This is a genomic window from Bacillus paramycoides (assembly GCF_038971285.1).
In the GTDB taxonomy this organism is placed as follows: Bacteria; Bacillota; Bacilli; order Bacillales; family Bacillaceae_G; genus Bacillus_A.
Window position 1 is genome coordinate 2,138,147 of record NZ_CP152427.1, and the last position, 23,939, is coordinate 2,162,085.

The window sequence follows — 23,939 nt, forward strand, 5'->3', positions numbered from 1 at the left end:
TTCATGCAGTGCTCAAAAATATTTTTTCGCTTATGTAATAGGGTTCGCCGTACATTTACTTATCAATAAAGTAAAGTTGGCATAACTATTGCTTATATAAAGGATGAGCGTATAAAAAGGGGGAATAGCAATGTTACATGATGTATACAAACCAAATCGTCACTGGAAGGATATCGAGTTGTGGAAGGATGTTACTGAAGAACAATGGAATGATTGGGTTTGGCAATTAACGAATACGATCAAAACGTTAGATGATTTAAAGAAAGTGATTAACTTAACACCTGAAGAAGAAGAAGGTGTTAGAATTTCAACGAAAACGATCCCGTTAAATATTACACCGTACTATGCTTGGTTAATGAATCCTGATGACCCACGCTGTCCGATTCGGATGCAATCTGTACCGATCTCGGAAGAGTTATATAAAACAAAATACGATTTAGAAGATCCGCTTCATGAAGATGAAGATTCACCAGTTCCAGGGTTAACACATCGTTATCCTGACCGCGTATTATTCTTAGTGACAAATCAATGTTCGATGTATTGTCGTTACTGTACGCGTCGTCGTTTTAGTGGACAAATTGGCATGGGTGTACCGAAGAAACAATTAGATGATGCAATTGCTTACATTCGTGAAACACCACAAGTACGAGATGTATTAATTTCGGGTGGTGACGGTCTTCTTATTAACGATAAAATTTTAGAATATGTATTAAAAAATTTACGTGAGATTCCGCACGTTGAGATTATCCGTATAGGAACGAGAGCACCAGTGGTATTCCCGCAGCGTATTACAGAAAACTTATGTAACATTATTAAAAAATACCATCCAGTATGGTTAAATACACATTTCAATACTTCTATTGAAATTACTGAAGAGTCGAAAAAGGCATGTGAAATGTTAGCGAATGCTGGTGTGCCAGTCGGAAACCAAGCAGTAATTTTAGCTGGTATTAACGACAGCGTACCAATTATGAAAAAACTTATGCATGACTTAGTAAAAATCCGTGTACGTCCATACTACATTTATCAATGTGACTTATCTGAAGGTATTGGTCACTTCCGTGCACCAGTATCTAAAGGTCTTGAAATTATTGAAGGTTTACGCGGACATACGTCTGGTTATGCGGTTCCAACATTCGTTGTTGATGCACCAGGAGGGGGCGGTAAAATTGCGCTTCAGCCAAACTATTTAATCTCGCAAAGTGCAGATAAAGTTGTGCTTCGTAACTTTGAAGGTGTTATTACAACGTATCCAGAGCCAGAGAGCTACATTCCAGGAAGAGCAGAAGGGTACTTTAAAGAAATCTACCCGAATTACGAAGAAAAACGTTCAGATGTTGGTATCGCAGGTCTTATGAGCGATAAGAAATTTAACCTTGTTCCAGACGATTTACAGCGTATGAACCGTCGTAAAGACTATGAAGATAATGAAACGCATGCATCGTTAAAAGATAAACGTGATAAGCGTGACCAATTGAAAGATAAAAAATATCAAGCACAAATGGCTAAATTAGAAGAAAACGACAAAAAAACTGAGGGTGATGCAGTATGAATTGTATGTGGTGTGACAGTACAGAAGCAAAAGAAAGCTTAAATACTGTATATTGGGAGTTACCAGATGGTACGAAAGCCATTGAAATCCAAGAGACACCATGCATTTCTTGTTCCTCATGTGGTATGGACTATCAATCAGATCATACAGTGAAAGAAATAGAAGATCAATTGTTTCTAATTTATACGAAAGATTTACCAAAACAACTAACATATGAAGAATTAATGGGAAGACCACGTCTATTAAAAAGAAATTATTTCGACTTTTAACCAGCTTTTATGCTGGTTTTTTTCTTTTTTGCCTTGTATAATGTACCCAAGTTAGAAAGGTAGGGAATATTTTTGAAAAAGACATTTTACCACTATATGATGAAGCATCGCGCAGCTTTATTTAGTAATGAAATATCGAATTTAGCAGAGGCGATGTATGATGATTTAAGCTTTCCGAAGCAATCTGAAGATTACGATGAAATTAGTTCATACTTAGAATTAAGTGGCATGCTAGAAAGTATGTCTATATTTGATGAAGCGTGGGATTTATACATACAAGAGAGATAAAAACTATACGGGATTTTTTTGATGTGAAGCTAGTTTATTTGCTAGCTTTTTTTATATTGTAAATAAATTTTCATATGGTGATATTTTTTATTGAAAAAATTTATGAATATACGCTTCTGTGATAAGCGTTTTTATGTAGGTTGCATATACTGTTATCAAAATCACGACGTCAAAAAAAGGAGAGATATAGATGGCAAAGAAAAAGCAACCTAAATATAACGTAGGGGACATAGTCGTGATTACGCTATATGGAACCGTTGGTAAAATCACAAACATGAAGGTTTTAGATGGAGTCTACGTTTACGAAGTCAATAATCACGATGGGTTTTACGTAGAGCAAACGTTGCAGCACGTTTCAGAGCAAGATATGAAAAAAGGTGAAACTGAGTGGATCGAATTAAATTATAATTTCACATTTGGTGATCTCGTGCAAGTAACAGGATATGATAAAGATGTGTTTCGAATTGTTGGTTTTCGTACAGAAGTATGGAGATATAAAAATGACGCATGGGAAGATACAATATACGAACTGTCACGAATTACGGATGGTGAATGGTTAGAAGCGGATGAGTCAGATTTAACGTTACTTGCCAATGCTCAAACGGCAAATGCAATTTTGAAGAAAATGAAACAAGATAAAGCTGGTATGAATAAATTAGATTTAGGAAAATTAAAGTCAATTAACAACTCGAAAAAAGTGAGTGTTAAGACAAATCGTCAAGAAATCATTGATGGATTACTTGATATTTATAACGATTATCAATTGTTATTTGATACATTTAAAGATGAAGAATACAAAATTGTTATGGATGTTGTTCATAATTATTTAGTTAAATTGACAGAGAAAAAATAGTTAACTAGAAAGAGAGAATAAATTGAACAACAACATATGCAGTATAAGGTATGCCTACAATTATTAAAAAAATAAAAAGCCATTTAATAAGAGAGTCTGCCCATTGATCTTCATGCATGAACTCTTCTTTTGTTTGTCCTACTTCTTGTTCTACCTCGTATTGGTATTCCATAATTAAATCCCCCTTTTTGTTAGCTTGTACTACCATCGTATGCATCTCGTCCCAAGGATATAACCTATAAAAAAGAAAAACTATTTTTCTAATCTCATATACATATTTTTGAGATTTTTTCATAAAACAGAAATAAAGGAGTGATGCTCATGAAGGAAATTGAAGTCGTAATTGATACGGAAGAGATTGCGGAGTTTTTTTATGAGCAACTAATTGAAAGAGGATACGTCCCAAAAAGAGAAGAAATTGAAGATCTCGCAGATATTACATTCGAGTATTTATTAGAGAAATGTATGATTGATGAAGTGTTTGATGAAGAAGATGAGTGAAAGTAACGACGGGCCTAACTCGTCGTTTTTTACTCTTTACAAACTTGTCACAAATAAAGTCGGTAATAGTTGGTATAATTAAAAGAAAATTTTACTCAAGAGGTGAAGGGATGTTCAAAAAAATTATTGATTCTTTATTAGGAAAGAAAAAATATCGTTCGTATTCTAGTAGTGATTATCGCCATAGAGGTCGCTCTTATTCAAGTAGCGATTATAAGCGACGTTCATCTGGTTATGGGCATCATCATTATAAAAGAAAACGTAAAAGCCGTAGCTTCTTTTCAAGTAGCTGATGAAATGGCGTCGTATACTAGCTTTATTTGATAGACCACTGCGAAATAATACAATCGTTGCAGAACGTTATAAAATTGAATCAGTAATTGGAATGGGCAGTTATGGGGTTACATATGTCGTTAATGACTTACAAATAAATAGATATAAAGTCTTAAAACAATTAAGACAAAGTAAACAAAGATATGAGTCTGGGAGAAAATCATTTGAACAAGAAAAAATGATTTTACAAACATTAAATCATCATGCAATTCCTAGTTTATATGATCAATTCGTATGGGAGAAAAAAAGCTTTTTTGTAATGGAATATATGCCCGGTAAAAATTTCGAAGATTATATTTTTTTAGATGGGCATGTATATACAGAACGTGAAGTTTTAAAAATTTTATACGAAATATTAGAAATTGTATCGGTGTTTCATAGTGAAGGTATTATTCACCGAGATTTACGCATTCCAAACATATTAATGAAAGAAAACGAAATTAGTATTATTGACTTTGGATTGGCTAAATTGAAGGGTGAGGGTGATGAACGAGCTACAACTTATGAAGGTGAACAAGCTTTGATGCGAGAAGTTCACTTCCGTAGCGATTTTTATGCGCTTGGTCATTTCTCATTATTTTTATTATATGCAGGCTATGAATCTAATGAAAAACATGAAAAGCCATGGTATGACGAATTAACTTTGGAAAAATATAACCGTGAAATGCTTATGCGCATGTTACAAATAAAAACACCGTACTATGAAAATGTACAAGATTTAAAAAAAGATGTAGCTTTTGCTTTAGAAAGGATGGAGGATCCATGTTTCAAAAGTTTTTAGCAAGCGTTGGTATTGGTAATGCAAAAGTAGATACAGTTCTTGAAAAAGATGAGTATATTGTTGGAGAAGAGATACACGGGAAGGTTCATATAATTGGTGGTTCAGTTAGCCAACAAATTGAAAGCATTTACTTAACGTTATCAACATCGTATGTACGAGAAGTGGATGATAAAAAAGTAACAACAACATATGATTTAGAGCGAGTTCGTTTAACAGAACCTTTTTCTGTTGAGCCGAATGAAAAAAAAGAAATTCCATTTTCATTTAAAATGCCAGTTGAAACGCCGCTTACTCTTGGAATGAAAACAGTTTGGGTGCATACGGGCCTTGATATTAAACGCAGTATAGATCCAAGTGATCGTGATTACATTCAAGTGTTGCCAAATGCACTATTAAATAGTGTGTTAGAGAGTGTAAATCAATTAGGTTTTAAAGCGCGTCATATAGAATGTGAAGAATTACCGTATCGATTACGTAAGCAAGTTCCATTTGCACAAGAATTTGAGTTTGTTCCTGTTTCCGGAGAGTATTATGGGAAATTAGATGAACTAGAATTATTAATCTTACCAAGCGCTTATGATCGCCTAGAGATTATTATGGAAGTAGACAGAAAATCTCGCGGATTAGCAGGTTTATTTGCAGAAGCACTTGCCCTTGACGAGAAAGTGATTCGCTTTACAGTAACGAATGAAGATATACCAGTGATGAAAGAAAAAATTAACAATTATATTTTTTAATAAACTATGCATAAAAAAGAAATGGAGAGGAAAACTAAAACAACCGCTCCATTTTTTTGCATAGTGAGGTTATGTATGTGAAACGATATCGACATTTATACTTGTTAAGTTTTACGCTACTCATTTGTTTTGTCGTATTATCACTTTCGTATCATACCGCTTGTATTGAGAAATTTGACAATATAGTCGCACATTTTATTCAAAGTTTTCGAAACGACTACTTGACAGCCTACTTTACTTGGGTGTCTTTTATCGGTTCCAAAAGAATATATTTTCCGTTACTCATAATTCTTGTAATGTATTTTCTCGTTAGAAAAAAGTTGCTTAGTGCATTACTTCTAACAATTAATTATTATGGATCTCGGTATTTAAACAGTATGCTTAAACTATGGTACGAACGAGCAAGACCGGATGTAACGCAGCTTGTTACGGCAACTGGATATAGTTTTCCGAGCGGTCATACGATGAATGCTACTGCTTTTTTAGGATTTATTGCATACGTCACAATTACAGAAGAACGTATTACATTGCATAAAAAATTGTTGATTATTTTTATAGCGAGCTTTGTTGTATTATCTATTTCAGTTAGCCGAGTATATCTTGGCGTTCACTATCCATCTGACATATTAGCAGGATGGGCAGCTGGCGGTAGCTGGCTCGTTTTATGTGTTATATTTCATAAAACGTTCATTAAAAAAGAACCTATGTCATAATAGGTTCTTTTTCCATTGGTTCAACATGAATGTGTGCATGATAAATGCCAAACTTTTTCCGGAGCATAGCCTCGATGTTGTCAGTAATACAATGACTTTCACCAACATCCATACGAGCATCTACCTCGATTGTAATATCAACGTACGTTTGATTTCCGTACATACGAGCGCGAATATCTACGATGTTTTCCACGCCACCAATATGTTCAATAGCATCAGCGTACTCTTCCATCTTATCTGGATCGATTCCATCCGTTAACATATGAGAAGCTTCTACGAAAATCTCCCATGCAGTTTTACAAATAATAAGACCGACAATTAAAGCGGCAATAGGGTCTAAAATAGGCATTTGGAACTGCGAACCGACAATACCTACTACTGTACCAATACTTACGAGAGCATCTGATAAATTATCCTTTGCAGCGGCTTCTAAGGATTTACTTTTTGTGCGCGCCGCAACCTTTTTCGTATATAAATACACACAGTACATAACGACAGCAGAAAATAAAGCTACCCATGCTGCAAGTACATTAGGTGCAGCTTGTTTCGGATTTAAAAAAGATTGAATGGCACTAATAACAACCTCTAATCCGACCGTTGCCATAATAAATGAAGCAACAAGTGATGCAATTTGTTCAGCGCGCGAATGCCCATAAGGATGATCTGGGTCACGAGGTTTACGAGAGATTTTTAGACCGATTAATATCGCTAAAGAAGCACCGATATCCGTTAAGTTATTTAAACCGTCAGCACGTAATGCGCTAGAGAGGGTAATATAACTGATGATGATTTTCATAGAGGATAAAAATATGTAGGCCATAATGCTGACAATAGCACCTTTATCAGCTTCTTTATGAGAAAGAGTATCCATTTTGATCACTCACCTTTCTACAAGGAATTTCTTTCTATAAATAGAGTACCAAACGGAACTCGTGTGGGTCTATACAAACATTGTTGACGTTTTATAGCTTTTTAAGAAGGGGATAACAAAGTTTCGTGAAGGAAAAATATGTTGTAAAGTGCAAAGTTCGGATGAGAAAACGATTTTGATTGAGGGGATAGGGGGAAGGGACATATGAATTATGATGAATTCGTATACTACACCGCTGAAAGACGATTTGGTAAAATAAAAACAAAAACCCTCTAGAAAATATTTTTCAGAGGGTCTTCATTTTAGTATGCTTCTAAAAACTCAGTAACTTGCTCTTCAGTTTTTGCGTTAGCACTATGTAAGTGTCCTAGCTTCTCACCATTTTGATATACAAGTAAACTTGGAATACCCATTACTTGATACTCTTCAGCGATACTTGGGAACTCATCTTTATTAATAGAATACCATTCAAACTTATTGAACTCTTCCATTACATCTCCGATAAAGTTGTCCATACGTACGCAATCTGGGCACCATGTAGTAAAGAACTTAACAACTACTGGCTCCTCACTTGCGATGATGTCTTTGAATTCCTTGTCAGACTTGATTTCTCTCATGTTTTTGACTCCTTTCAATGTCACACGGATAAGCTAGTATTTTTATGCAAAATCCGTAATTGCAAACATTAGTGTTTTTGAAATAGATTGTTTGCAAAATCTTCGACTGCTTTTTCTTGTAGGCCTGGTACGACATGTGAGTAGGTATCCAATGTGATGCCTACTCTTTTATGTCCTAATCGTTCACTTACGATCTTTGGGTGAATACCTTGTTTCAACATTAATGTTGCATGGGTATGCCTTAGATCATGGAACCGAATGTCAGGAACCTCACTTTTCTTTATAAGCTTTTTCCAGAGCTGTGTCAAACTTCTGAAATTGCAGGTAGAAACGGCGCAGGTAAATCAACAATCGCCGAAACGATTACTTGGGTACTATTCGGTACAGATCCATTCGGAACAAAACTTGATCCAAAACCAATTGGTGATTCGGATACAGAAACAGTTGTTGAACTGTTAATCGATGTAGACGGGAAAGACATTTTAATCGGCCGCAAACAAAAGAAAACAGCTAAGTACTTTATCAATGAGGTACCAAAGAAAGCGAAAGAGTTCGAAGCTTGGGTGGAAGCACTAATTGATAAACAAGCATTCTTGTCACTGTTCAATCCTAACTATTTCAGTACACAACATTGGCAAGCCCAGCGTGAACAGCTTCTCACATATGTAAGTGAACCTTTAAAAGCAGAAGTATTTGCTGAATTACCTAAATTGCAAGTGGAATTACTCGAACAAAAATTGAAAAAACATCCACTCGAAGATTTACAAAAAGTGCATGCAGAACGAAAAAGAACACATGAAAAATCATACGAACGTGCAAGTGAGCGTGTTATTACCTTACAAGAACAACTTGGATAAACAAAAAGAAGAACAGCCAGAAACAGATATAGAAGCCGTTAAACAAAAGTTAGCGGAATTACAGGCAGAACGTTCCGCAATCGATGAAAAAGTTCGCGCATCACAGAAACAACAATCCGCATACACGCAAATGCAATATCAAATTGAAGGCGTTAAGCAAGAAATTGAAAAGTAGAAAGAAGTGGTTTTTGCTATCAAAGCGGAACAGGTGCAAGAGTCTTGCTATACATGCGGTCAAGCCTTGCAAGGTGAAGCGCTAGATAAGGTAAAGCAAAATCGAATTGATCGTTTTGAACAAGCAAAACAACTCGGGAAAAGCATGGTAGCCAAACATAAAGAATTGGCGGAACAGTTCAAACAATTATCGCCAGTTGAAGTAGATGTAACGCAAACGAGCGAGTTAGATAGTCAAATCTTTTCATTAAACGCGACATTGAAACAAGTTTATAGCTTAGAGATTTTACAAAAAGAAATCGATGAAGTAACGGCATCGAAAGAACAGATTCGAAAAGAGAAAAATGAGTCCATTGTATTGCTCGATGCAATCAAAGATTTCCGTACGAAACGTAGTGAATTAATGGTGAAAAAGATTCAAGCGTTATTTAAAACAATCGATGTACAACTGTACGAAATGCTGAAAAATGGCGAGGAACGTGCGACATTCGAAATCTTGATGGAGGGTAAGCCGTATCCGTATAGCCGATTAAGTACAGCTGAAAAAATCAAAGCAGGCTTGGAAGTGATTGAAGTGTTAAGCAAACAATCAGAACTTATCGTACCAACATTTATCGATAACGCGGAAAGCATTTTACACTTTGAAAAACCAGTCGGCCAACTGATTGTGGCGCAGGTTCAAGATACAGAGTTTACGGTTCAAGCAAAAACAATTGAAAACAAGGAGGAAGTAATCAATGGCTAATCAAGTAACAGTTTCAAATACACAAGCGGTGGTAGGAAGTTTCACGCAAAGTGAGTTGGATACATTAAAAGGCACAATTGCAGCAGGTACATCAAATGAACAGTTCGCTTTATTCGTTCAAACTTGCGTAAATTCTGAACTGAATCCATTTTTAAACCACATCTTCTGCATTGTGTATGGCGGTAAAATGAGTATTTAAATTTCTGTTGAAGGTGTGCTTCACCTTGCGCGACAAAAGAATGGCTACAAAGGAATTGATGTTCAAACGGTTCATGAAAATGATGAGTTTGATGCAGAACGATCAACCGAGGGGGAATGGGGTATAAAAAATCATAAAGTGAAATTCCCTCGCGGGCAAGTGGTCGGATGCTATGCAGTAGCGCAACGAGAAGGGTTTAAGGATGTAGTTGTACTGATGGAAACAAATGAGGTGGACCACATGAAGGCGGGTAATAACAAGCACATGTGGAACAACTGGTACAACGATATGTTCAAAAAACATGTAATGAAACGAGCTGCAAAATTACAGTACGGTATCGAAATTAATGAGGATGAGTCGGTTGGTTCTAATCCAGTAAATCAAGTAGATTCTTACCAGCCAGGCGCAAGGGTAGACATTACTCCAACACAGCTACAAGTTGAAGAAGGTGCAGTGGTTAACCAGGATGGTGAATTGAAAAACAAATGGTCTGCCATTAATGAAAAGTTGAAAGAGTACAGCATGACGAAAGATGATCTGAAAATAATTATTAAAGAAAAATTTAACATGAAGCCTAACGATCTATCTTTACAACAGATTACAGCCCTTTCTAAATTCATCGGCTTAGAACATGCGAATCGCCAGAAAGAAGAAGCGATTGAAGTTGAGCAGACTGGAACGGATTTTGATATGGATATTGACGAATGAGGAATAAATCAAAGGTGCTACTCTCTCGCAAATTGTGGGAGAGGGCACAATCAAAAGATGATTTAAAACAGTCTATTGCACGCTATATACAAACTGGATATCCAGGTTATCGAATAGAGAAAGTCATTAAGGAAAATGAGTTTTACATCGCGATTTGCACAAGGGGGTAGACACGATGGATTTTCAACACGAAGTATTTGACATAATTGCGACTTTTAGTGGACAGGCAAACAAAATCGTTATTAATACAACATTTGTTGATTTTGTCGATGATTTAGAAATTGGATTGTTTTTATCTCAACTTATTCATTGGTCAGATCGCACGACAAGAGCAGATGGTTATTTTTATAAGACCGATAAAGAATGGCATGAAGTAATACGAATTAGCAAATATGCAGTCCATAAGTCGCGAAAAAAACTTGAAGAGATGGGATTGCTTAGCACGTTTGTAAAGAAAGCAGCGGAAATGTTTCAATTTTCACCGAATCGATGCTAAAGCGTTTTCATTGTAGGAAAGAAAAACATAAAAGATGTTTGTAACAAGCGCATGCTTATTGATAAAGAAACAGGAAAAGAATTTTGTCCACAGTGTAAAACGGTTGAAAAGGAAGACCAGCAATTAGCAACGGAAGCACAAGAAATGCATGTAAAAGAAAAGGTCCTCAAGTTATTTAAAGGGTTTGAAGATGGCAGCTTAATTAATCAAAAGTTGAAAAAGGCAACGTTTCAAAATTACGTACCACCAAGCAAACAACTACATGATGCGAAAGAAGAGTGTGAGCAGTACGTACGAACTTTCAACAAAAAAATCGGAAAGAACATCATGCTTGACGGTGATTATGGAACTGGTAAAAGTCATTTAGCCGTATCGATGACAAAAGAGCTAATGAAACGCGGTATAAGTGCTTGCTTCATTACAGAAGAAAAGTTATTTACCAAATTGAAGTCCACGTATAACCGTAAAAGTGACATGACGGAAGATGAATTACTTACAATGCTTTCTAAAATCGATTGTTTGGTGATTGATGATCTTGGGGCTGAAAAGGAACCGGATGATGAAGAAGAGTTAAAAAAGCATAAGTGGGTCCGAAAGAAAATGTTTGAAATTATTGATAGCCGAATTGGAAGACACACGATTTATACAACAAACCATTCCGTTAAAGCTTTGTTTGGGATATATGACGAACGAATTTTCAGCCGTATCTTTGATGATGAAACAGACGTTATTGAAATGAACGGTAACAATTATCGATTAAGAAGATTTGAAAAGGAGTGAAGAAAATGTGCATGACATGCAGTAACACTGGTGTAGTTCATAAAGAAATTTATCCTGGGATGATAACGATTGAAGGTTGTACTTGTGAGGTAGCTAAGCAGCAGGAAGCTTCATACCAAGAGCATTGGGATGCTTGGATACAAAAATTTGAAGGATGGAAAAGGGGGTTACTGCATGAGCAACGTGTCGGTTGAGAAAAAGCGTGAGTTTATTGAATGGTTCAAAGAGCATTACAAAATGAAATGGAGAGAGTGCCTTTGGATTCTGGAGTATTTACTGAAAAATGAAGGAGCATTAAAAAGAGTTCATTTTGTAGAACGGGTTAAATTCGATAAGCCAATTTCGTTGTTTATGTCTACACAATGCACAAAAACAGTACCATTTAAATTTTATAAAAACAATTTAGTTTCTGATGATCCAGACATAGCTTTTGATCAGATCCGTTTTAATCAAAAAGAAGCAATTTTTATTGAATTAAACTTCAATGATAAATTCAGATATCCATTATTCATTGAGGTATTAGAAGGTGAAGCATCTGATGAAACAGATCTTCCTTTTACTGAAAGATTGGAATTAGCACAGGTAGTTAATGATTTAGAAAAACTCGCTAAAGCACAACTTATCGATTACGCGCTAGACACAAGAAACGAAGAACTGTTCCGCAAGTTGATTGCAAATTAAGGGGGAGAAACAGTGGAAATCAATATTGGAGAAAAGTACAAAATTACTTCAGATACGTTTAATGTCATCGTGAATCAACGTTTTAACAAAAAGGTAAAAGAAGGCGCTGATCCAGTGTTTGATTATAAACCAGTAAGTTTCCATCCAACTTTAGAAAAAGCATGTATTAGCTTGTTAAATAGGGAGCTTAGAGAAAATGAATCTAAAAGCATCACGGAACTGATCCTGGTAATCCAAAAAGCGACAACTGATATTTGCGAATCAGTATCTAAAGAAGGGAGCGCTCAAATTGAGTTTTCTCCTGTACAAATTTAAACTAACTACCATTTTCGAACATTGGCCAAACGAAGAATTTGTAGTAGCAGAAACGGAAAGTAAAGCAAGATTCCTATATTGGCAAAAGTTCAGAACAAAGTTTCTAACGATGCCGATGGTTGAATTCATGAAGTTTGTAAAGTGCGAGAACGAAGGTGTTTTTGATATCAAGCGCATGTATAGCGCAGAAAAAGCTTTCAAGAAAATGCAGAATTACCGCAACCTACATTTCGCTTACATGGGTATGCGAGTAAACGTAGCTGGCATGTGGGGTACAATCGTCGGAAATTGGAAAACTCATTTGTTCGTTTTGTTCGATGGAGAAATTGAAAAGCACAACTGCCATCCCTATTGGGAAATTGCTTACTACGATGATGAGGGAAATGTGGTTCGAAACTACCAGAAGGGAGAGTGTGCGGTATAAGTAAAAAAGGACGAGCAGTCGTACCTGCCGTCCTTTATAGGAGAAAAATTATTCTGGATTAGAACTACGAATAACCAGAAAACGCGCTTTAAAACAGTGTTGTCAAAGATGTAATAATCTATGCAACAAAAAAGCTTAGTCGGAATTCAAAAAAACAAATGGCTTACATTGGTAACAGGCTCAAAAGTAGTATATGTAAAATGAAAAATCTCATACAAAAAGCAGACAACAAATTTGGTTGTCTGCCAGTGATTCGAATGGATTAGCTAATTGTGATAAATTGCATTCCCATTACGAGAAGAGTGAAGCTGCTAGTTCAAACAGCTTGTTGGTATTATTTTCGATATTAAAAAAAATATACAGGAAAAGCAGATAAGTTAAGAACCTACCTACTTCTGCTGTAATAAAAGAAAGAAGTATTAGCCTGGATACGGCGGCTTGAAAATAGTATGTATTTTTATTTGAAAAATATTCAAGGGGTGAAGAAACATGGAATATTTAATAAATGGTGTTTATGAAATTACTGTACTGATCAGTGAAACGAAAGGGGAAAGAAAATAATGAATATCGCAAAATTACGTGGATTACAAAAGATACTTGATAATCGGATTATTAAGCAACATGGTTTAGAAGGTCAAAACTTAGTTAGTAATTTAATCTTAGCACTACAGGTTGAAATTGCTGAATTAGCAAACGAAACACGTTGTTTTAAACATTGGAGTAATAAAGGCCCAAGTGAAAGAGAAACCATTCTGACAGAGTTTGTGGATGGACTGCATTTTATTTTAAGTATCAGCAATCAGTTAGATGTGAAAACGGAGTTTCGTTGCGAGGATGAAACAGAAAAAATAATCGTTGGAACATTTAACAAGCTATTTTATTACGTAGGAGAAATGTGGGATACAGCACATAATTATCCAGACAGTAAATTGCAATTAGCAGATGATGTTGAAACAATTTTTAACTTGTTTATGGAATTAGGAACAAAGCACCTCGGATTTACTCATGAAGATATAGAACAAGCATACCTGGAAAAGAACAAGGTAAACCATCAACGCCAGGATGATGGATATTGAGCAAGTACAATAACAAGAAAGAGAAACTAGATGGCCATGTTTTCGATAGTAAAGTAGAAGCGGATTATTACTCCGGATTAAAAATACGCCAAGCTGCAGGTGAAATTATAAGCTTCGAATTACAACCGAGATTCACCTTACAGCCAGCATTTACAAAGAACGGTAAAAAGTTCGTGGTAATTACATATATCGCAGACTTCATGGTTTATTTGCCGAATGGTGATGTAGAAGTCGTGGACATAAAGGGATTCATCACCCAGACATTTGCATTGAAGAAGAAAATGTTTGAATACAAATATCCGCATTTAAACTTGATTCTTTTGGCTTACGTTAAAAAATACGGTGGATTTATAGAAGTTTCTGAATTAGAAAAGTTGCGTAAAGAAGCTAAGAGGGTGAAATAAATGCTTAAATGGGTTGATATCGTAGGTGAGCGTTTTGGGATGTTAACAGCCTTAGGGAAAGTAAAAAAAGGTAAATTTACTTATTGAGAATGTAAATGTGATTGCGGGCAATTAACTTATTCAAGTGTAACGGATCTTCGTAAAGGTAAAAAGAAAAGTTGCGGCTGCTTAGCCAAAAGAACACGTAAATTGGGTAATCGGACTCACCGATTAAAAAATGAAAACAAACGCCTTTATACCACTTGGAAAAACATGAAGAGTCGATGTTTGAAGAAAACCAACAAATCATATCAAAAATACGGTGGAAAAGGAATCACTATTTGTGATGAATGGTTAAGTTATGAAAACTTCTATAACTGGTCCATAGTCAATGGTTATAATGACATCTTAACTCTTGATCGCATCGATAACAACGGTAATTACGAACCAAGTAATTGTCGATGGGTAGATGTAAAAACGCAAGTTAGAAATAGAAGTATAACTGTAAAGACCTTGTTTCATGGCAAAGAAATACCTATAGCTGAATTAGCTGAAAAATATGGTGTGGATTATCGTTTAGTTAAAGCTCGCTATTATAGAGGTTTTAAAAACGATGAGCTGATAAAAGGCAGAAAAAAACAAGCTAAATAAAGGGAGCGGATCATATGTCATATATCGAATTTAAACCAACTTTAAAGAAAGTAAATCTGAAAGCTGATGGTAAGAAAGAAATTGTGTTGGAAGTGACGGATAGCTCTTTAAACGGAAAGTTAGATGCACTTTCTGAAATGATTGATATTAAAGTAGTTGTTTCATTAGAGTCTCTTATCGTGAATTATAATGTGCTGTTTAATGCGAAAACAAACCATTAACAGAATACGAAGTGGATGATAAAGGCGTTGTACAAGAAATAAAGGCATCTTTTGAACAGTTAGAAGCTGATTTTGATATTCCGGAAGAAAAAATTCCGACTCGTGAAGAAAGAGAGCAAGCGGATCGTGAAACTGTTGATGCATTTATCATTAGTGGGCTTGCACCAGGTTTAGATGATCTACCACATGATTTTGCCTACATCGTAAAACGAAAGCTCGAGGGAGAGTCATATCTAAAACTAGCGAATGAGCTGAAAATTTCTAACGTGAAGTTGATTGAAATCATTGATGATTACCGCGCTCGCATTGCACCGATGGCGATTAAATGGCACGAATGGAAAGAAAAGCAGCCTGATGTAGCAGAGCAACCAAAGGCAGAAGAGAAACCGAAGGAAGAGACAGAAGAACCGGTTGTACCAGAAGAAGATCAGGTACAAGAAAAAGAATCAAAATCTTCTGAGGAATATGAAGTCTCTGATGAGTACAAGCCTTTCAATGAAAAATTAGAAGACTAATAAATACAGGTTGGTAGTATGGCAATTTCGTTGTACTACCTGCCTTTCAATCTCATATGGGGGGATGGATTGAGCAAAGCCGAAAAACGTCAAATCCGACTCAGGATTTTAAATATACAAGATGATCAATGTAAAGCGTGTAAAATTGTTCCGAAATCGATTGGAAACAATTATGCAATAGCGCGTTGGTGTTCAGAGAACTGTGAAATCGGTAAAAATCTAAAAAGCTTAGGTGAGAGCCTACTCGAGGGGAGAACGGAACATATGGCTGAACAAAGAAATTGGGATCAATTATGTGCAACAGCTAATAAGTTACGCGAAGCGGATTCAGTAAAGTGGACTTGGGTAAAAATCGCTAGTTATCTTGGGGTTAGTGAAAAGAACTTGTACTACCATATTTCTAAAAGACGCGAAGCAAACGGAACGCCTATTAAGCGTGTAGGTGCATCAAAGAATCCGCAGAATACAAAACCATCACCACAACTTCAAAACGTCCAGAAAACGAAATCTGAAACGTCAAAATTAAAACCAGTAGTTATTGAGCATATCGAGAAAGTAGAAACGCTAGATGTTTCTTGAAAAGAGCGATTAAATGACATTCTTGATGAAAAAGATGTACTTCAAAAAGAGCTAAGTGAAGTATCGAAACTGTATGAGGACTTAAAAGGTATAAAAGAAAAACTAGCGCAAGATCTTATCGCGGAAAAGAAAGCACGCTTTGAAGCGGAAGATGCATTTGAAAGTATGAAACAACAATCGCAAGAGCGTGAGGAAGATTATAACTCGTTACTAAACGATTTAAAGCGATTACGGAAAAGAATCACGAATTAGAGCATGACCTTCAAAAAATGCATATCAATGTACGTGACGCAGAAGAGACAGCTGCGAAAGAACGGGAGCACCGTCTCGAATTACAAGGTAGATCGCAAGCGCTCGGTATGGCGCTCAAGGCAGTCTTGTAGGTGGATGGTATGAAACTGACAAAGGAAGAACGAAAAGAGCTCACATACCAAATTGGTGACATTATTGAACAGAAATGCAGACGTTGTTATTACAATCGTACATCCAATGAAAGTTTTAGTGTGAATGAATGTAAAGCATGCCCGACTGGTGAAGAATTACGCCAGTTGGGTAGATACTTGGATACACAGCCGAAAAAGAACGGTGGACCGAGAAAGAGAGCGCCAATTGGATTAACCCCTGAAATTGTAAGAGGTTTGAATATACAAGGTATTCCGGATACGGAAATCAGCATTATGTATGAACGCAGTTTTACTTACGTTGGAAAGCTTAAGAAGAAGTGGGAACGTGAAGGGAAATGGAAAGGTCCAACTAATATGAGAGAAATAAAAAAAGGCTAGGATTTCTCCTGGTAAAGAGTTACGTCGTACAGAAAGGTAGTTGTGCGCAAATCAAATATTTGCAAGTTCATTATATAACGTTTATCGGGTGGATAGGTTGAATCACAGCAATCTTTACGTAAATTTAACATAAGATTGAAGTTATTGATAAATACCAAATTTGAATTTTGTATAGAAATTAAAGAAGCCTATACTTTATAGGCATAGGCAGAGTGACTAAAATTAATCGGTGATTAATTTAGAATAGATATTTAGATCGATAAGCTTCCCGGCTGATTTTTCGCTCTTTCTCAAAGTTCCTTCAAAAGTGAATTGTAATTTTTGTAATACTTTTATGGAATTCACATTTTCAGGTTCTACTTTAGCTTCGATGCGATATAGTTTCAGATGTGTAAAAGCATAATCAACTAAAGTGGAAATCGCTTCAGAGGCATATCCGTTGCCCCAAAATACTTTCGAAATATCATAACCAATCTCAGCCCTTAAGTTTTCGAAATCAAAGGAATTATAACCACATGAACCGATAATGTGAGTTGATTCTTTTTCAATAATAGTAAAACGTAAGGCTTTATTATTTTGAGAGAGGGTATTAAGAAAATGAATCATATCTTTCGTTTGATTTTCATTAGTGAAATTATTTATATTCATGAATTTAGTAACATCAGGATCAGACCATATTCTAAATAAACTTAATGAATCTGATTCTTTCATTTGTCTTAAATGCACTCTTTGTGTGTGTAGTTCTGTAATCAATACTTTTACCTCCATTATGTTGTTTTGATAGGTAGATTAAAAATATTGATATCTGCGCATAATTCAGTCCCTTCGGGATTAGTTAACTCTTATTATACAAAAAATAACTAAATTGAACAAAAGCGTTATTTTATTATAGGAAAAAAGGTGACTCGGCAATTGTACCAGCCGAGTCACCCAGTTCTATCGATTCAAATAGTGTTCTTTTTCTATATGTAATTATATTGAGTTTCTAGAGACTAACCCAAAAACTCCAGCCAAAACACAAAGAAAATCATTTTAGAGAGTATTAGATTTTATTATGTTAATGCTACAACGGTAAGAGTTAAACCCCAAGTATTTAATGTATCTGAATACGTTCCTACATTAACAGTAAGGGTACTTGTTATACCTGGAGGTGTAGTGAAAATTGCGGGTGCTGATACAGAGGTAAATCCTGCAGTATACCCTAGAGAAGCAGCTGAACCAATGATTACATTATCATTAAGACGCATAGTGATACCTGCAGAACTACCTCCTGGTTCAATATAAACTGCTACTTCATAGATTGCCAAATAGGTTCTTCCACCTTCAAGTAAAACAGTTGTTGGTGGTGTGAATGAGATTGCCGTACCATTAGAATTTACCACGGTATCTAGTGGAATCGCAGAATTTACAGAAACTATTGTTGGGGTAGTTTGAACAACATTTAAACTGTTAGCCGTGGGGGATGGACAAGAGCAAGGTTTGTGAATTTTAGAATTGTTATCATTTTGATAATTCACCAATAATCAAACTCCTTTGCGTAATGTAATTTTTTATCCTATATAAAACGTAGCTTTTTTGTGTATCTATGTTATTTTTAATAAGTTTGTAAAAATTAGCCGAATAGTGTTGGTCAGTCAACTCTTAAAAGTATTTGATACTCTAGGGATTTCAAAGTGCATCTGATAAATATATATGAATGTTTTTTCAAGGACATTACTGTAAGTTAGGAAACGTAATAAAATAGTTATTTAATAAAAAAATCGCGTACAAAAAATGTACACGATTATCTAAAAACTCTGTCTTGCATGCTCATTGCATTCTACGTTTATTGTATGTAAAAGGTGATACATTGCAATACATTAAAAGAGCACTTTTGATAGTGCTCTCTGACCAAAACTAATATTGAAAAAGGATACCCAAGATATTATATGTATGTTTTTTAGATAGGTGCAGTTTTAAAACAAAACCTTTCTTTTATACAACAAAGCAGCTAGTTAACAAAACTAACTGCTTGTTGTACAAAAGAAACGCTACGCTTACAGAAATAGTTTGTAACTTTAAGTTACAAAAATAGTATGAACAGGGTTAAAAATGTTATTCAGAAATGAAAGAAAACAAAATAAAAAAGAGCACCATGCATAAGTGCTCTTTAAGATAGGAGGTAACACTTTGAGCTGGATGTTTAGGTTAAAATTATATGGCGCAGAAAAGAAATAAGACCTAAAATTTATTTTCAACTCAATACAAAAGAGCAGCTAGCAAAGGCTAACTGCTTGTTGAAAAAAGAATCCAGCCCAGGTTATTTACTGGCAGGGTTTCAAGAAACAAATGATTAAATTAATTTAACTTTTCAATCAAAATTGAAGCATTTACATTTGTTTGTGTTCCACCTGCCAAAGTCTGTAAAGTAACCGCAGCAGCGGAAGTATGATTGTGAAGGGTAAGAACATCACCTGCGGCTAAAGTGAGGAGTGTTTGCCCTTTGTTTGGCTGAGTTCCTGCACCTGATCCATAAACTGCGTTGGTAACTGGGGCACCATTTAAAAAGAGTGTAAATTGATTAGGTTCAACTCCTGATACAGAAAAAGAAATCTTATAATCTCCTGCATTAATAACCATAATCTGAGAAGTTCCAGGAGTATGAGTAAAACCAGATGTCATTAAGCCATTCGAATTAAAAAGAATAGGTGCTTCTAAGGCAACAACTTGAGCTGCTGTATTGAAAATATAAGCGTATTGAGATAATCCAGATACTGTAAGACCGGTAGGCCCAGTAGGTCCGGTAGCTCCAGCGGTTCCTGGTAATCCAGTAGGCCCAGGAATGCCTTGGATGCCTTGGATACCTTGAAGTCCAGTTGGGCCAGTCGGGCCGATAGGTCCAATAAGTCCTGGATTACCTTGAATACCTTGGATACCCTGAATTCCAGTCGCCCCAGTTATTCCAGTGGGTCCAATAGGACCAATAGGCCCCGGATTACCTTGAATCCCCTGAATCCCTTGACTTCCTTGAGGTCCAGTGGGGCCAGGAATCCCTTGGATACCTTGAAGTCCGGTTGGTCCTGGTGACCCAGTTGGTCCAGTGGGGCCAGTCACTCCGGTTGGTCCTGGTGGTCCCCCGGAAGGTCCAGTCGGGCCCGTTGGTCCTGGTGGTCCCCCGGAAGGGCCGGTCGGGCCAACAGCTCCAGAAGGTCCAGTTGGACCTACAGAACCAGGAATGCCTTGAATCCCTTGAGGGCCGGTCGGGCCAGGAATGCCTTGAATCCCCTGAATCCCTTGAATGCCTTGAATTCCAGTGACCCCCGTTATTCCAGTCGGTCCAATAGGACCTTGAATGCCAGGAATGCCTTGGATACCTTGGATACCTTGAATTCCAGTAGGTCCAGTTGGACCAATAGATCCAGAAATCCCAGGAATCCCTTGAGGTCCAGAAATACCTTGAGGACCAGTAGGTCCCAGGTTACCTTGAATACCTTGGACACCTTGAATTCCAGTAGGCCCGGTAGGTCCCGGAGGTCCACCTGAAGGCCCGGTAGCTCCAGTAGGTCCCGAAGGCCCAGTAGCACCGGTTAATCCAGTAGGCCCAATTTGAGGCAAAGGAAAGGCACATGGAAATGGGATGTGACATTTCTTTTTAAATTTACTCATTTTTACACCTCCATTATAAACTAACTAGCCGATTTATATTTATACTTTAACAACTTATGAGCAAGCAGACATAAGGGTGTAAGGAAAAAAACTATAAAAATCACATGAAAGGTTTTAAGAGCAAGCCTCTATTTCACATTCTATACAAAAAAGAGCACCATATATAAGTGCTCCTCTGACCAAGACTCTTAATGTAAAAGAGTACATGATATCATATTTGATTTTTTTCATAGGGTGAAGTATTTGAACAAAAACGCTATTTTAAAACAAAGGGGAATAGGGTATGAAAATGTTGGATCTATGTTCGGGAATTGCAGGAATAAGCATGGCATCGGATTGGGCTGGAATTGATACAGCAGTTTTTTGTGAAATAGAAGAGTTCAATCAAAAAGTACTCAGAAAGAACTATCCTAACATTCCTATTTTCCCGGATATATATAAACTTACGAAGCAATCATTAATAGATCGAGGTGTTGACGTTGATTCAATTGGAGTTATTTCAGCAGGATATCCCTGTCAGGGAGAAAGTTTGGTTGGTAAACGAAGAGGTGCAGAAGACGAAAGATGGTTATGGCCAGAAGTCTTCCGACTCATTCGAGAACTCAGACCCACTTGATTTGTTGGAGAAAATGTTGCTGGACACGTCACAATGGGCTTGGACACCGTGCTCTCCGACTTGGAAGAAGAAAACTACTCGACAAGGACATTCGTATTACCGGCTGTCAGTGTCGGGGCGCCACATCAAAGATACCGGACATTTATTGTTGGCCACTCCAACGACAAGTCAAAATTACAAGCCGATCCGAGAGTTGTGCCCTTCAGAAGCAAACGGCAGTCACGGAAAAACATTACCAGGATCAATCGGGGAACACTTTCCAGAACATATTGGGAAGAAAATCAACCCGCAATTTGTGGAATGGATGATGGGACTGCCACAAGATTGGCCGAAGACAGATTGAGATTTTTAGGTAACGCGGTGGTGCCACAGCAGATCTATCCAATATTTTAAGCGATAGCAAAGATTGAAGGTTTATTATAAAAATTTCATTTTATTATAAATAAAAGAGCGCCATGTAACAGCGCTCTTTGACCAAGACTCATTGTAAATCTATGACTTGTGAGTGTTCTCGAAATTAATATATGATTCAACAATTATTTGGTGTAGGGAATATTAAAAAAAGAGCACTTCGGAAAGTGCCCTTCTGTAACGACTATCCACTCTAAAAAGAAAGGATGCAATATATCATATGAAATTATGCGGATTAAGTTGTGTGTATTTTGTATGAAAATTTCATTTTATAGTAATGCAAAAAGAGTACATATTCGATATGTACTCTTGAAAAAAAAGGAATGTGATGAAACATAACAATATAACATATGCTTGCCTTATTTAAAAGTGCAAGGAATGTAACAAAATGTTTATTTTGTAAAAGAATCTTTACACCTATACACAAAGATAGCAGGCAACTAATTAAGTTACCTGCTATGCTCGCACACTGCACAGAGGAGCGCCTTCTATTTGGAAAGAGAGAAGCCAGGGAGAAAGTGGTTCAGATGTAGTATGTGTAATACAAAAAAGATTATTCCAAAAAGGGGAATGAAAAAAATGAATACAATTACTATTAAATTTGGACAAGGTACAGCAGCTTGGAAATATATGCAAGAAGTAGTTAAAGCTCTACCTGATTAAGGATATGTCGCTCAACTTTACGAGGATATTGGAACGGTTAAATTAACTAAGGAATTTAAAGAAGAAAATTAAACAAAATTCTTATTTGATCAGTATTAAAAAAGAGTACCTGACCAGGGTGCTCCGCCCAAAATTATGAACAACAATCCATAATAATATATGTGACTTTTGCCTAATGGTGATAATTTTATAAATTCATTAACAAAATCCGAAGGGGGATGTTGTCTCAACAAATGTAAAATTCTACGAAAGAAAAGAGGAGATGCAATAATATATGCTTGTCCAGTTTAAATGTGAAAAGATTTAAACAAAACGCTATTTTAATAAGGAATGGCTCTTACTTAAAAATAAAGAACGTATGGAAAGTTTCAAAATGTTTTTGATGGATTACTAGTTAGGAAAACATAAATCTGGAAATAAAGCTTGATATTCTGGGAGTAATCGAAGGTCAATAGTTGAAGTTGCAAAGAATATATATTTTTTTTCTAATTCATCAAGCGTTGCTAGGTGATGAGTACCTAAGCCATGCTGGATGCTATGTCTAGAAAGAGTCGGACCAATTTGTAATTTTCGATTTTTCATAGCTTTATTCCATGGGCTGTAAAAGAATTTTAAAACGAAAGCAGGATACATGTAAACGGTAAATGGATGAAACGACCAATGCCGCCCCGCCGAATAGTTACCTTGCGAGTAATTGTGGAGGAATCTACCACCGTAGTATGGGGCAGGTGGAGTAGGATGGATTATTATCCCATGGTAACGCTGTTTGACAAGGGGAATGCCGTATCTCGGATTGGTATAACCGTGAGAAGGTTCATCCACCATCAGAATAGTCCTAATGGAATACATGTTTTTCCCTAAAGTAGCAAGAGAAGAGAAAAAGGCTTCCTTATCAACACAGCAAAGAAATTCAGTGGTATTTAAAACCATTTTCCATCCCGTAATTTCTTTTTCTATTTCCATTACTTCTTGATCAACTAATAAGGCATCAAACTCTAATACTTTTGAATCTCGGATTTCCCAATGAGGTGCAAATAATTTGCATATTTCAACCGAACGATCAGTAGATCCACGATTAATAAGAATGCCATGATCAAATAGTTTTGTGTGGTGCATTAACCACCATGGGAGTAAATACTCTTCATTGTAAAAATGTGAAATTAAAGTTGTACTAATTAGGAACACCTCCGTTTAACAATGGATAAAATCTTTTTTGTTTTATTATAATATGTTGCTTATCCTAATAATTCTTAGGTATTAATTTAAATGAGTTTAAAACCCAAAAAGATATGTAAAAAAATTGTGTAAACACATTTAAATAGAAATTTCATTTTGTATTAATTCGGAACACTAAAAAAGAGCACTTAATAAAGTGCTCTCGTGACGAGATTCATTTTGTAATGACTATTTCAATTTATAAAGAAAGGAACACAGAATATTTTATAAAGTTATTTTCGATTAAGTGTGTATCTTTTATACAAAATTTTATTTTATAGGAAATGA

32 protein-coding genes and 4 pseudogenes are annotated in these 23,939 nt (G+C 36.1%); 28 read left to right on the top strand and 8 right to left on the bottom strand.

Annotated elements, in window-relative coordinates; all coding sequences use genetic code 11:
* Nucleotides 1–130 precede the first annotated feature (130 nt).
* From ablA to AAG068_RS11075, 4 genes are all read left to right on the top strand, one after another.
* Nucleotides 131–1,552 carry a lysine 2,3-aminomutase gene (ablA, locus tag AAG068_RS11060; RefSeq protein WP_342719300.1) on the top strand — a complete coding sequence of 474 codons (1,422 nt, stop codon included), beginning with the start codon at nucleotides 131–133 and terminating at the stop codon, nucleotides 1,550–1,552.
* Nucleotides 1,549–1,821, top strand: a complete 273-nt coding sequence (locus AAG068_RS11065; RefSeq protein ID WP_000995763.1) for a YokU family protein — start codon at nucleotides 1,549–1,551, stop codon at nucleotides 1,819–1,821. The genes ablA and AAG068_RS11065 overlap by 4 nt, the downstream gene beginning before the upstream one ends.
* A 72-nt stretch (nucleotides 1,822–1,893) precedes the next feature.
* Complete coding sequence (locus AAG068_RS11070; protein ID WP_000750725.1) at nucleotides 1,894–2,109, top strand: YozE family protein; 216 nt, start codon at nucleotides 1,894–1,896, stop codon at nucleotides 2,107–2,109.
* A gap of 190 nt (nucleotides 2,110–2,299) precedes the next feature.
* A complete protein-coding gene (locus tag AAG068_RS11075; RefSeq protein ID WP_342719302.1) occupies nucleotides 2,300–2,962 on the top strand; it encodes a hypothetical protein in 663 nt (220 codons plus the stop codon).
* A gap of 4 nt (nucleotides 2,963–2,966) precedes the next feature.
* Here AAG068_RS11075 and AAG068_RS11080 read toward each other — a convergent pair whose 3' ends face one another.
* Nucleotides 2,967–3,134, bottom strand: coding sequence for a DUF3930 family protein (locus tag AAG068_RS11080; protein WP_000456535.1), 168 nt, complete (start codon nucleotides 3,132–3,134; stop codon nucleotides 2,967–2,969).
* Nucleotides 3,135–3,283: 149 nt separating this feature from the next.
* Between AAG068_RS11080 and AAG068_RS11085 the strand changes: the two genes are divergently transcribed.
* From AAG068_RS11085 to AAG068_RS11105, 5 genes are all read left to right on the top strand, one after another.
* On the top strand, nucleotides 3,284–3,463 hold the full coding sequence (locus tag AAG068_RS11085) for a YozD family protein (protein ID WP_000658451.1): 180 nt from the start codon (nucleotides 3,284–3,286) through the stop codon (nucleotides 3,461–3,463).
* 110 nt (nucleotides 3,464–3,573) lie between these two features.
* On the top strand, nucleotides 3,574–3,756 hold the full coding sequence (locus AAG068_RS11090) for a hypothetical protein (protein ID WP_000473370.1): 183 nt from the start codon (nucleotides 3,574–3,576) through the stop codon (nucleotides 3,754–3,756).
* Nucleotides 3,756–4,577, top strand: coding sequence for a serine/threonine protein kinase (locus AAG068_RS11095; RefSeq protein WP_342719303.1), 822 nt, complete (start codon nucleotides 3,756–3,758; stop codon nucleotides 4,575–4,577). Before AAG068_RS11090 ends, AAG068_RS11095 begins: the two co-directional genes overlap by 1 nt.
* Nucleotides 4,559–5,314 (top strand): sporulation protein, encoded by a 756-nt coding sequence (locus AAG068_RS11100; RefSeq protein WP_342719304.1) that lies wholly within the window; start codon nucleotides 4,559–4,561, stop codon nucleotides 5,312–5,314. The genes AAG068_RS11095 and AAG068_RS11100 overlap by 19 nt, the downstream gene beginning before the upstream one ends.
* Before the next feature lie 77 nt (nucleotides 5,315–5,391).
* On the top strand, nucleotides 5,392–6,027 hold the full coding sequence (locus tag AAG068_RS11105) for a phosphatase PAP2 family protein (RefSeq protein WP_342719305.1): 636 nt from the start codon (nucleotides 5,392–5,394) through the stop codon (nucleotides 6,025–6,027).
* On the opposite strand, the gene AAG068_RS11110 is transcribed toward AAG068_RS11105, so the two are convergent.
* The 3 genes and pseudogenes from AAG068_RS11110 to AAG068_RS11120 form a co-directional block, all read right to left on the bottom strand.
* Nucleotides 6,017–6,898 (bottom strand): cation diffusion facilitator family transporter, encoded by an 882-nt coding sequence (locus tag AAG068_RS11110; protein WP_342719306.1) that lies wholly within the window; start codon nucleotides 6,896–6,898, stop codon nucleotides 6,017–6,019. The genes AAG068_RS11105 and AAG068_RS11110 overlap by 11 nt on opposite strands.
* A 302-nt stretch (nucleotides 6,899–7,200) precedes the next feature.
* A complete protein-coding gene (locus AAG068_RS11115; RefSeq protein WP_001206934.1) occupies nucleotides 7,201–7,515 on the bottom strand; it encodes a thioredoxin family protein in 315 nt (104 codons plus the stop codon).
* Between the two features lie 68 nt (nucleotides 7,516–7,583).
* Nucleotides 7,584–7,838: pseudogene (locus AAG068_RS11120) on the bottom strand (tyrosine-type recombinase/integrase); the annotation flags it as partial.
* On the opposite strand from AAG068_RS11120, the gene AAG068_RS11125 reads away from it, so the two are divergent.
* From AAG068_RS11125 to AAG068_RS11205, 17 genes and pseudogenes are all read left to right on the top strand, one after another.
* Nucleotides 7,764–8,372, top strand: coding sequence for an AAA family ATPase (locus AAG068_RS11125; RefSeq protein WP_342719307.1), 609 nt, complete (start codon nucleotides 7,764–7,766; stop codon nucleotides 8,370–8,372). The pseudogene AAG068_RS11120 and the gene AAG068_RS11125 overlap by 75 nt on opposite strands.
* Nucleotides 8,365–8,547, top strand: a complete 183-nt coding sequence (locus AAG068_RS11130) for a hypothetical protein (RefSeq protein WP_342719308.1) — start codon at nucleotides 8,365–8,367, stop codon at nucleotides 8,545–8,547. The genes AAG068_RS11125 and AAG068_RS11130 overlap by 8 nt, the downstream gene beginning before the upstream one ends.
* A gap of 6 nt (nucleotides 8,548–8,553) precedes the next feature.
* Entirely contained in the window at nucleotides 8,554–9,291 is a 738-nt protein-coding gene (locus AAG068_RS11135; RefSeq protein ID WP_342719309.1) for a hypothetical protein, read from the top strand.
* Nucleotides 9,284–10,198, top strand: a pseudogene (locus tag AAG068_RS11140) (RecT family recombinase). The gene AAG068_RS11135 and the pseudogene AAG068_RS11140 overlap by 8 nt, the downstream one beginning before the upstream one ends.
* Nucleotides 10,195–10,368 carry a hypothetical protein gene (locus AAG068_RS11145; RefSeq protein WP_342719310.1) on the top strand — a complete coding sequence of 58 codons (174 nt, stop codon included), beginning with the start codon at nucleotides 10,195–10,197 and terminating at the stop codon, nucleotides 10,366–10,368. The pseudogene AAG068_RS11140 and the gene AAG068_RS11145 overlap by 4 nt, the downstream one beginning before the upstream one ends.
* Before the next feature lie 5 nt (nucleotides 10,369–10,373).
* The gene (locus tag AAG068_RS11150) at nucleotides 10,374–10,694 is read left to right on the top strand and encodes a hypothetical protein (protein ID WP_342719311.1); all 321 of its coding nucleotides are present in this window, start codon (nucleotides 10,374–10,376) and stop codon (nucleotides 10,692–10,694) included.
* Between the two features lie 51 nt (nucleotides 10,695–10,745).
* A complete protein-coding gene (locus AAG068_RS11155; RefSeq protein WP_342719312.1) occupies nucleotides 10,746–11,474 on the top strand; it encodes an ATP-binding protein in 729 nt (242 codons plus the stop codon).
* A 5-nt stretch (nucleotides 11,475–11,479) separates the two neighbouring features.
* Nucleotides 11,480–11,668 (top strand): hypothetical protein, encoded by a 189-nt coding sequence (locus AAG068_RS11160; protein WP_342719313.1) that lies wholly within the window; start codon nucleotides 11,480–11,482, stop codon nucleotides 11,666–11,668.
* Nucleotides 11,649–12,155 carry a YpiB family protein gene (locus tag AAG068_RS11165; protein WP_342719314.1) on the top strand — a complete coding sequence of 169 codons (507 nt, stop codon included), beginning with the start codon at nucleotides 11,649–11,651 and terminating at the stop codon, nucleotides 12,153–12,155. The genes AAG068_RS11160 and AAG068_RS11165 overlap by 20 nt, the downstream gene beginning before the upstream one ends.
* Before the next feature lie 12 nt (nucleotides 12,156–12,167).
* Nucleotides 12,168–12,470 carry a hypothetical protein gene (locus tag AAG068_RS11170; RefSeq protein WP_342719315.1) on the top strand — a complete coding sequence of 101 codons (303 nt, stop codon included), beginning with the start codon at nucleotides 12,168–12,170 and terminating at the stop codon, nucleotides 12,468–12,470.
* Nucleotides 12,445–12,894 carry an MFS transporter gene (locus AAG068_RS11175; RefSeq protein ID WP_342719316.1) on the top strand — a complete coding sequence of 150 codons (450 nt, stop codon included), beginning with the start codon at nucleotides 12,445–12,447 and terminating at the stop codon, nucleotides 12,892–12,894. The genes AAG068_RS11170 and AAG068_RS11175 overlap by 26 nt, the downstream gene beginning before the upstream one ends.
* 560 nt (nucleotides 12,895–13,454) lie before the next feature.
* Nucleotides 13,455–13,970 carry a dUTP diphosphatase gene (locus tag AAG068_RS11180; protein WP_342719317.1) on the top strand — a complete coding sequence of 172 codons (516 nt, stop codon included), beginning with the start codon at nucleotides 13,455–13,457 and terminating at the stop codon, nucleotides 13,968–13,970.
* Entirely contained in the window at nucleotides 13,967–14,374 is a 408-nt protein-coding gene (locus AAG068_RS11185) for a DUF1064 domain-containing protein (RefSeq protein ID WP_342719318.1), read from the top strand. Before AAG068_RS11180 ends, AAG068_RS11185 begins: the two co-directional genes overlap by 4 nt.
* 267 nt (nucleotides 14,375–14,641) lie before the next feature.
* Complete coding sequence (locus tag AAG068_RS11190; RefSeq protein ID WP_342719319.1) at nucleotides 14,642–15,004, top strand: hypothetical protein; 363 nt, start codon at nucleotides 14,642–14,644, stop codon at nucleotides 15,002–15,004.
* Nucleotides 15,005–15,018: 14 nt separating this feature from the next.
* Nucleotides 15,019–15,740, top strand: a pseudogene (locus AAG068_RS11195) (2-methylcitrate dehydratase).
* Between the two features lie 69 nt (nucleotides 15,741–15,809).
* A complete protein-coding gene (locus AAG068_RS11200; RefSeq protein ID WP_342719320.1) occupies nucleotides 15,810–16,319 on the top strand; it encodes a zinc-finger domain-containing protein in 510 nt (169 codons plus the stop codon).
* 392 nt (nucleotides 16,320–16,711) lie between these two features.
* Nucleotides 16,712–17,101, top strand: a complete 390-nt coding sequence (locus tag AAG068_RS11205; RefSeq protein WP_113304811.1) for a zinc-finger domain-containing protein — start codon at nucleotides 16,712–16,714, stop codon at nucleotides 17,099–17,101.
* Between the two features lie 222 nt (nucleotides 17,102–17,323).
* Here AAG068_RS11205 and AAG068_RS11210 read toward each other — a convergent pair whose 3' ends face one another.
* The 3 genes from AAG068_RS11210 to AAG068_RS11220 form a co-directional block, all read right to left on the bottom strand.
* Complete coding sequence (locus tag AAG068_RS11210; RefSeq protein WP_342719321.1) at nucleotides 17,324–17,854, bottom strand: GNAT family N-acetyltransferase; 531 nt, start codon at nucleotides 17,852–17,854, stop codon at nucleotides 17,324–17,326.
* Nucleotides 17,855–18,153: 299 nt separating this feature from the next.
* Nucleotides 18,154–18,618 carry a hypothetical protein gene (locus AAG068_RS11215; RefSeq protein ID WP_342719745.1) on the bottom strand — a complete coding sequence of 155 codons (465 nt, stop codon included), beginning with the start codon at nucleotides 18,616–18,618 and terminating at the stop codon, nucleotides 18,154–18,156.
* Between the two features lie 820 nt (nucleotides 18,619–19,438).
* Complete coding sequence (locus tag AAG068_RS11220) at nucleotides 19,439–20,746, bottom strand: BclA C-terminal domain-containing protein (RefSeq protein ID WP_342719322.1); 1,308 nt, start codon at nucleotides 20,744–20,746, stop codon at nucleotides 19,439–19,441.
* A 283-nt stretch (nucleotides 20,747–21,029) separates the two neighbouring features.
* Here AAG068_RS11220 and AAG068_RS11225 point away from each other — a divergent pair.
* A pseudogene (locus AAG068_RS11225) lies at nucleotides 21,030–21,755 on the top strand (DNA cytosine methyltransferase).
* A 510-nt stretch (nucleotides 21,756–22,265) separates the two neighbouring features.
* On the top strand, nucleotides 22,266–22,436 hold the full coding sequence (locus AAG068_RS11230; protein WP_342719835.1) for a hypothetical protein: 171 nt from the start codon (nucleotides 22,266–22,268) through the stop codon (nucleotides 22,434–22,436).
* Between the two features lie 390 nt (nucleotides 22,437–22,826).
* On the opposite strand, the gene AAG068_RS11235 is transcribed toward AAG068_RS11230, so the two are convergent.
* On the bottom strand, nucleotides 22,827–23,552 hold the full coding sequence (locus AAG068_RS11235; protein ID WP_327960715.1) for a glycosyltransferase family 2 protein: 726 nt from the start codon (nucleotides 23,550–23,552) through the stop codon (nucleotides 22,827–22,829).
* Nucleotides 23,553–23,939 lie beyond the last annotated feature (387 nt).